Here is a 6,998-nt window from a genome sequence, read left to right as displayed (position 1 = left end):
AGAGACGAATCTCTACCCGCTTCTCCGGAGTACGCCGCCAGGGACTCGAACCCCGGACCCGCTGATTAAGAGTCCTCGGGTGAGCCTTGACGGCGGTGTCGGGTGGTGTTGGCGAATGCCGTTTCCGCACCTCATGTACAGGATCCGGGAGCCTCGCTTGCTGGCCAGTGTCAGTCGGTGTCGTTGCAGGTCAGGGATCTCGGGCCCGTTTCGGGCTCGCAATCGGGGATCCTGCAGGACGTGTCGCGGGCGGTCACCGTGATCATCGCAACGATCGTCGGTTTGATGTCTTGCGGCAAGCTGCCTAGAGATTGTGGTGTGAGCAGCTGTGGTTCGGCGCGGCGGACCTGTAAGGAAGTGACACTTCCTTGTGACTCTGCTGATTGATGACGTGCCGTTCGAACCAGCCGACCGCGTGATCCTCGACCTTGATGCATCAGGATGGATTGCGACCTTGGTGCAGCTAGTGGTCGCTCTGTGGCAGTGTCGGAGTTCTGAGGACTATTACCACTTCCAGCAGGATTTGCTCCGCGCCGGGCCCACCTCTCCGGTACAAGGCGACGATTCAGTCGACCTCGGCTGGCGGTGGGTGTATGTCCTCCTCGCCTGCTTCAGGGCCCGCCGAGGGCTGGATCGTTGCCCTGATGACCGAGGCCAGGCGTTGTCGATTCGATTCCGGCCTGAGGTCCGAGCGGAAGTCCGGCCAGACGGTCAACGCGAGGTTGTAGTCTCGGTAGAGCGCGCGGAGCCGGACACGGCCGATCGCGGAGCGGTGCTCGTTGGTCGGGTACATGTCGTGCAACTGGTAAAGGTCGCGAACGCGGGAGTCTGTCTGCTTGTCGGTCACCTGCAGCACCTCGTAGGCGCAGCGCTTCTGTCCCCAGTTCAGGAAGTTCTTTGCGACCATCACCGCGTCACCCGGCCGCTCGCGCACCGACAGCATGAACCGGGCGAGGTAGGTGACCTTGGTCGGTGTCCCGCGGTAGTTTCGGAGCGTTCGCTCGGCCTCGTTAGGGTTTCCGTTGCGCAGCCAGGCGGTCGCCGTCGAACAGGCAGCCGGGAGGAAGGTCTCGGCGAGGTCTGCGAGCAGCGCACGGCACTCGTCGAAGGCCAGCCGGGTGCGGAGCAGGTCTGCGAGCTCGACCCGTGCGCTTCTCTCGTGGCTGACCGGCTCGAGCACGCTCTCAGCGAAACCCAGGTGGCCCATGGCAATCAGCTCGTGGGCCAGTTTGACGGCTGTCACGGGGTCGGTCAGGTCCATGGCGAGTAGGTTCGCGATGGACCTGACCAGGGTCTGATCGGCGTGGGCTGCCAGGAATCCCTCCGCTCTCAGTTTGTCGTCCACCTTAAACGCGATCCCGGAGAGACCGATGGCGGCGTCGGTGGTGCCGTGGACCAGTCCGCCGAGCAACCGCTCCGCGGTGGCGAGATCCGCAATCTCGGAGCAGAGCTCGACAGCCTGCATCGTCATTGCCCGCTGGGTCGGCAGCGTTCTGGTGAGTAGGTCGAACACACGATCTGTCTCACCGTTGATCGTCAGGCATTCCAGCAACCGGGCGAGGATTCGCGGTTCGGGAGAGTCCATGCCGGACAGGAGTTCCACGGCCCTCTTGCGGTTTCCATAGAACCAGGCGAGGTTCACGGCGCGTTCGAGGCCGTCGTGGCGTTTGCGGTCGAGACGGCTCGCGAGGTCGCGCACTGCGTCGCTTTTCGGCAGTTCCGCGAGCAGGGTGAGACCTGCCTCGTACAGGTCGTGGGCATCGCAGATCTTCCTGAACCGTCCGATCGGGTGGGGATTATCCAGATGGGGCAGCAGGATCCGAAGCGCCAGGTCTGGTTGACCGGTGAGGGCCAGCAGATCGGCGGTGCGCATGAGGACGTTGAGGTCGGGTTCAGCCACCATCTCCAAGGTCGCCAGCGCGTCAGCGGGCGGACCCACCTTCTGCTGCACGCGGGAGATTTGGATGGCGATGTCTGGATCGGTTCGTGCCTGGTCGAGGTGCGCGACAGCGAGTTCGAGTGCCGCCTCGTGATCTCCATCGCGCAGCTTCATCCAGGCCAGTTCCAGCGCGGCGGCGGGCAGCGTGCCGGAGAAGTGCGCGAGCAGCGCTGCGGCGCTCGCGCGGTCGCCGGTGGCGGCGAACTGCTTGGCCGCATTGACGACCGCGTGGCTTCTTTCGGCTGGACTCGACCACTCCGCAGCAGGCACCAGCGTCTGCACGACGTCCTCGTACGCTGCCTCGGTCATGTACTCGTGCGCTTGAGCGATCACCGGCCCGGGCGCCGGCCGGACGACCTTGAACTTCTTGTTCGCCCTCTTCCGCGCGCGTTCCGACTGCGGCACACCGCTCAACTCGGACATCACGGTGGTGTAAGCGGAATCCGAGTTGTGGACGCGTGCAACGATCTTGTTCGCTGCGGATCTCACTCGATCGTTGCCGAGGTGAGGCTTGAGGGTGGTGGCGGCCCCGACGAGGTCGCCGCGGCCCACCTGGAAGCCGTGTGCCAGCAACGCTGCTTCTGGCCACACACGAGCGGGACGAACCAGCACCTCTTCGGCGTCGTCGTGCCGGTCGGTGCGCAGCAGCAGTCTGGCCAGTTCCAGGGTGGCGTTGGCCTCCTTGCCCGCCCATGGTCGCAACACGGCTTCCGCTCCAGCGTCGTCACCGTCCTCCTGCAGGAGAGAAGCAAGCCTGATGGCGGCCTGCGGCACGTGGACGGCCCTGCGTAGAACTTCCTGTGCGTCTGCCCGCCTGCCGCCTTCTAGGAGCACGCTCGCGAGCCGCATCGGAACCTGCGGACCGAGCGCGATTCCGGCCCTGAGCACGTCCAATCTCTCGTCGAACCTGCGCTGGTTCTCCAGGTTCTTGGCCAGCGCCAACGTGATCTGCTCGTGGTTCGAGGCGTATCGGCGGAGACGGCTTTCGGCTTGACGCGGAAACAGGTCGGTCAAGGTGGTGAGCCAGCGCCCGACCGCCATCGGGTCACCGACCACGGTCCCCGCTTCCAGCGCCGCGACCGCCGCTTGATCCGGTGCCGCCTGGGCGCATGCGAAGCGCACGCAGGCCGTCCAGGCCGAGTGCGCGGTGAGCACGGCACGAACGCGATCGTTCCTACTCAGGATCAAGGTTTGGGCCTCGGCTCCACGAATGTGCAGCACCAGGTACAGCGCACATGCGACGTCGTGATCCGAGGCACGGCCCTTGGCCAGGCGTTTGCATGCGGCGGGGACCGCCGACTCATCGGGATCACCCAGGCACGCGGTCAGGAGAACCCCGAGATCTCCGCCGCCCAACTCCGCGGCCGGGGCATGGCGCCGGATGTCACGGAGTCCAGACACCAGGCCCGTCGTCTTGTTGACCACCTCGATGGGTGAGGTTGCCGCCGCGCGGGCGCACTGCCACAGGGCCGCCACGACCACGTCGTTCTGCAGGTCCCGCATCGATTGGGCGCGGAACCAGTGGAGCAGCAGGAACAGGTGCGGCCGTATCTCGACGGACCAGTTCCAATCGTGCTGTACCCCCTCCGCCGAGAGCGCGACCGTCATGATCCTTCCGAGTGACGTAAGCACCTCCTTCTGCTCACGACGATGTGCCACGTCCTCCCTGGTCACCTTCTGGACCATCCGGTGGATCTCTACGGTGCGCTCGGTCATCTCCACCAGGGAGAACTGGCTGAGCGCCCGAAGCGCGTTCTGCAGTTGCCACTTGTCGGTTTGGAGTGCCTCGGCGGCCGACGGACCGTGGGACATCTCGTGAGGGACACCTACGGGGCTCAGGAAACTGAGACGCTCGAGCATGCGTGGCGCCAAATTCGACACCGCTGCGGCGGCCTGGAACGAACGCTGCCAGGTGCTGGCGATGGCACCCTGGTAGAACGCCGACGGCTTCGTGTTCAGCAAGTCCCTGGCTGGCAGATTCTCTAGCGTTTCCAGGTACTCGTCGAATGGCATCGACATCTCGCGCACGTAGGCGACGGCGTGGGACAGGGCGAGGGGCAGCCCTCCCACGGCAGACGCGAGTCGGCGCGCACCGTCCAGTTCGTCCCTGCTGGTGGCCTTGAGCAGGTATTCGACGCATTCGTTCAGCTCGAGCGCCTTCACGGGGAGTGAAGGGAACTCTTTCAAGCCCTGGAACCGGGATGTGATCAGCACGCTTCCGTTGCCGTGTCGCGGGTAGACGTTGACGAAGTCCGTGTCCTGCTCGACGTTGTCCAGCACGAGCAACCACGGCCGCGCCTCGGAGGCCAGCCGTTCACTGGTCAATGCGACGAGGTCGTCACCCTCGCCGCCGACCACGCCGAGCCGCCTGCCCAGCGCCACGAACTGCTCTCGCAGGGTGACCGTGTCGTGCGCCGGTAACCAGGCGATGATCCCGAAGTGTTCTGACGCCCTCCGGCAGAACTCGGCCGCGAGCTGCGTCTTGCCGATCCCGCCAAGCCCCAGCACGGCAAGGATTCGCACTTCGGCAACCGGTCCGGGAACCAGTCGGTCGGACAGGTCGGAAAGCAGCTTCTCTCTGCCGCTGAAGTGGTCGACGACCCGGTGCACGTTGAACAACAGCGGTGGAGCGTTGTCCGCCTTCATCGATGTGGCGTGCGACGACGGTCGGGCTTCCTGGTCGTACAGGCGCTTCCATTCTCCGAGGTCGAACAGGTCGGCGGGGAGATCGAACTTGATCGACTTTCCGTGCTCGCGGCACGCGACCACGAAGGCCTCGATGGTGGCCCATCTGGACAGCCGCTTGCTTTCGAGCAAGTCATGCGACGTGGAGGTCGGCAGCTGCCGAGCGGTAAGTGACGCCCGTGTCTTCAACACCTCGTGGCTGGGGCTGCCCACCGCCTGGTACAGCTCGTGTAACCGGGCACGCGTGGTCGGCATAGGGTCCGCAGCCGTCATCAAGGCCCTCCTCTTAGCAGTGGCTGCGGTCGCACGCGCATCCGATTTCCGATCCGTCCGATTGACGAAATCGGACGGCCGGATGCCGAAGGTCGATCTCGACATCAGCCACCGAGTGGAGGCCCAACATGCCGATTCGTACGTCCGGTCGCACCATCAACAAGGCAATCGCCGCAACCGTCGCTGTCGTAACAACCTCGTCCTGCGTGCCCGGTGCCGGGCAGTTCTCAGCCGGAGGAGCGGTTGTGATCCTCGCCGTGTTCGCGACGATCGCGCTCGTCGCCGCCCTGTCCACGCGCCGGTCCCGCCGCTCGGCCGCATTCCGGGTTCTTGAACTGCTGTTGCGCGCGGGACGCTGCCGGCATGACCAGGGAACGCGGCGCGACGAACTCGTGTCGAGATCCCCCCTCGGGAAGCAGGGCCCTCGCAAGAAGATCGGCAAGCGCAAGAGGCACGCAGGCGGCTGACAGCCTGCTCCACCGCGAAGCAGCCGGGCCAACCTGTCCAGGGTCTGGCCCGGCTTCCTCACATTCAGATCTCACAGCAAGCAAATCACGCGGAGACGGAGACCGCGCCCCCCGCTCACTCCTTGGGTTCTAGGAGTCGTCGCAACACCCCAGTTCAGGGGTTGCGATGGACTTCGAGATTCGAGATCGGTCGATCAATCAGGGCCGTCGTCGTCTGACGCGCGAGCGCGAGGCCTATCTTGCGCTCGTGCGTCAGGGCGTGAGCAGTCGGGAAGCATGCAAGATCGTCGGGATCAACGTCCGGACCGGCAAACGCTGGCGCAACGGCAGTAACCCGACGAGTGGCAGGACAGGGGCGCCGCCGATCACCTCGGCGGCATCTTCTGTTGTGCGGGGTTGATCGCCGACCACTCCGACGGGGTCAGGCCCGAACAGGTGTTGATCGCGATTGAGACCGATCGCGGCCCGTGGGTGACGGCACTCGTCGCGGCCGGGTACCGGGTGTTCGCGGTGAACCTGCGTCAGACCGGCCGGTTTCGCGAGCGGTTCGTCTTGTCGGGTGCTAAGAGCGACGCCGCCGACGCGCACACGTTGGCCAACATCGTACGCACCGATTCCCACCAGCTACGCCCGGTTGCCGGCGACAGCGACCTGTCCGAGGCGATCAATCTGCTCGCCCGCGTCCGCCAGACGCGGATCTGGGACCGGCAACGCCAAGTCGCACGCCTGCGGGCATAACTCAGGAACTTCTACCCAGCCGCACTAGCCGCGTTCGGTGAAGATCTCGCCGCTCCTGACGTGCTCGACCTGCTGAAGCGCGCCCCGGACCCAGATGCCGCGGTCAAGGTCACGCGGGAGCAGATCGTCGCAGCGCTCCAGCGTGCAGGCAGGCGAAAGATCGACGAGCGAGCGGAGGCGATTCGCTCGGCTCTGAACTCCAAGCATCTCCGCGTGCCCATGGCTTTGCAACGGGCGTACGCCGTGACGGTGAAGTCGTCGGTGGCAGTGATCGCCGCGGTCATTGCGGAGGTCACCGCTCTCGAGAACGAGATGGTCAAGCGCCTGCGCAAGCACGCGGATGCGGAGATCTACCTGTCTCAGCCAGGTATGGGCGAGACCTTGAGCGCCAGGGCACTCGGCGAGTTCGGGGACGACCGCACCCGGTACGCCAGCCCGAAGGCCCGCAAGAACTACGCCGGAACCAGCCCTGTCACCGTCGCCTCCGGCCGCAAGACCACCGTCAATTGCCGATATGTACGCAACACCAGACTGGTCGACTCGCTCATGCGCCAAGCGATGAGCGCGCTGAGCACCTCACCAGGCGCACGGGCCTACTACGACCGCCAACGCGCCCGCGGCGTGCCACACAACGCCGCCCTGCGCCACCTCGCCAACCGTCTCGTCGGCATCCTCGACGGCTGCCTCGCCAGCCGCACCACCTACAACGAGGCCACCGCGTGGGCGCACCACCTCGCTGCGGCGTGACCCCTTAATCCCAGGGATGTCCTCGGGCTCGCAAACCATGATCCACAACGTGGGAACGGAGAATGAAGATGAGCACTCGAAATGCAAAAAAGCAGGTAGAGACGAATCTCTACCCGCTTCTCCGGAGTACGCCGCCAGGGACTCGAACC

The 6,998-nt window shown here is 65.3% G+C and carries 5 protein-coding genes; 4 read left to right on the top strand and 1 reads right to left on the bottom strand.

What is annotated here, in order from left to right; all coding sequences use genetic code 11:
* Positions 1–565: 565 nt before the first annotated feature.
* Entirely contained in the window at positions 566–4,897 is a 4,332-nt protein-coding gene (locus ABZX92_RS44460; RefSeq protein WP_355572013.1) for an NB-ARC domain-containing protein, read from the bottom strand.
* A gap of 128 nt (positions 4,898–5,025) precedes the next feature.
* On the opposite strand from ABZX92_RS44460, the gene ABZX92_RS44455 reads away from it, so the two are divergent.
* The 4 genes from ABZX92_RS44455 (at position 5,026) to ABZX92_RS44440 (ending at position 6,849) form a co-directional block, all read left to right on the top strand.
* A complete protein-coding gene (locus ABZX92_RS44455) occupies positions 5,026–5,364 on the top strand; it encodes a hypothetical protein (protein ID WP_355572011.1) in 339 nt (112 codons plus the stop codon).
* A gap of 166 nt (positions 5,365–5,530) precedes the next feature.
* A complete protein-coding gene (locus tag ABZX92_RS44450) occupies positions 5,531–5,764 on the top strand; it encodes a helix-turn-helix domain-containing protein (RefSeq protein WP_355572009.1) in 234 nt (77 codons plus the stop codon).
* Positions 5,761–6,102, top strand: a complete 342-nt coding sequence (locus tag ABZX92_RS44445) for a transposase (protein WP_355572007.1) — start codon at positions 5,761–5,763, stop codon at positions 6,100–6,102. The genes ABZX92_RS44450 and ABZX92_RS44445 overlap by 4 nt, the downstream gene beginning before the upstream one ends.
* Positions 6,103–6,162: 60 nt before the next feature.
* Positions 6,163–6,849, top strand: a complete 687-nt coding sequence (locus ABZX92_RS44440; RefSeq protein WP_355572005.1) for a transposase — start codon at positions 6,163–6,165, stop codon at positions 6,847–6,849.
* Positions 6,850–6,998 lie beyond the last annotated feature (149 nt).

This window comes from Lentzea sp. NPDC006480 (genome assembly GCF_040611995.1).
Lineage (GTDB): Bacteria > Actinomycetota > Actinomycetes > Mycobacteriales > Pseudonocardiaceae > Lentzea.
Note: the sequence above shows the minus strand (reverse complement) of the source record. Positions and strands in the feature narration are given on the sequence as shown.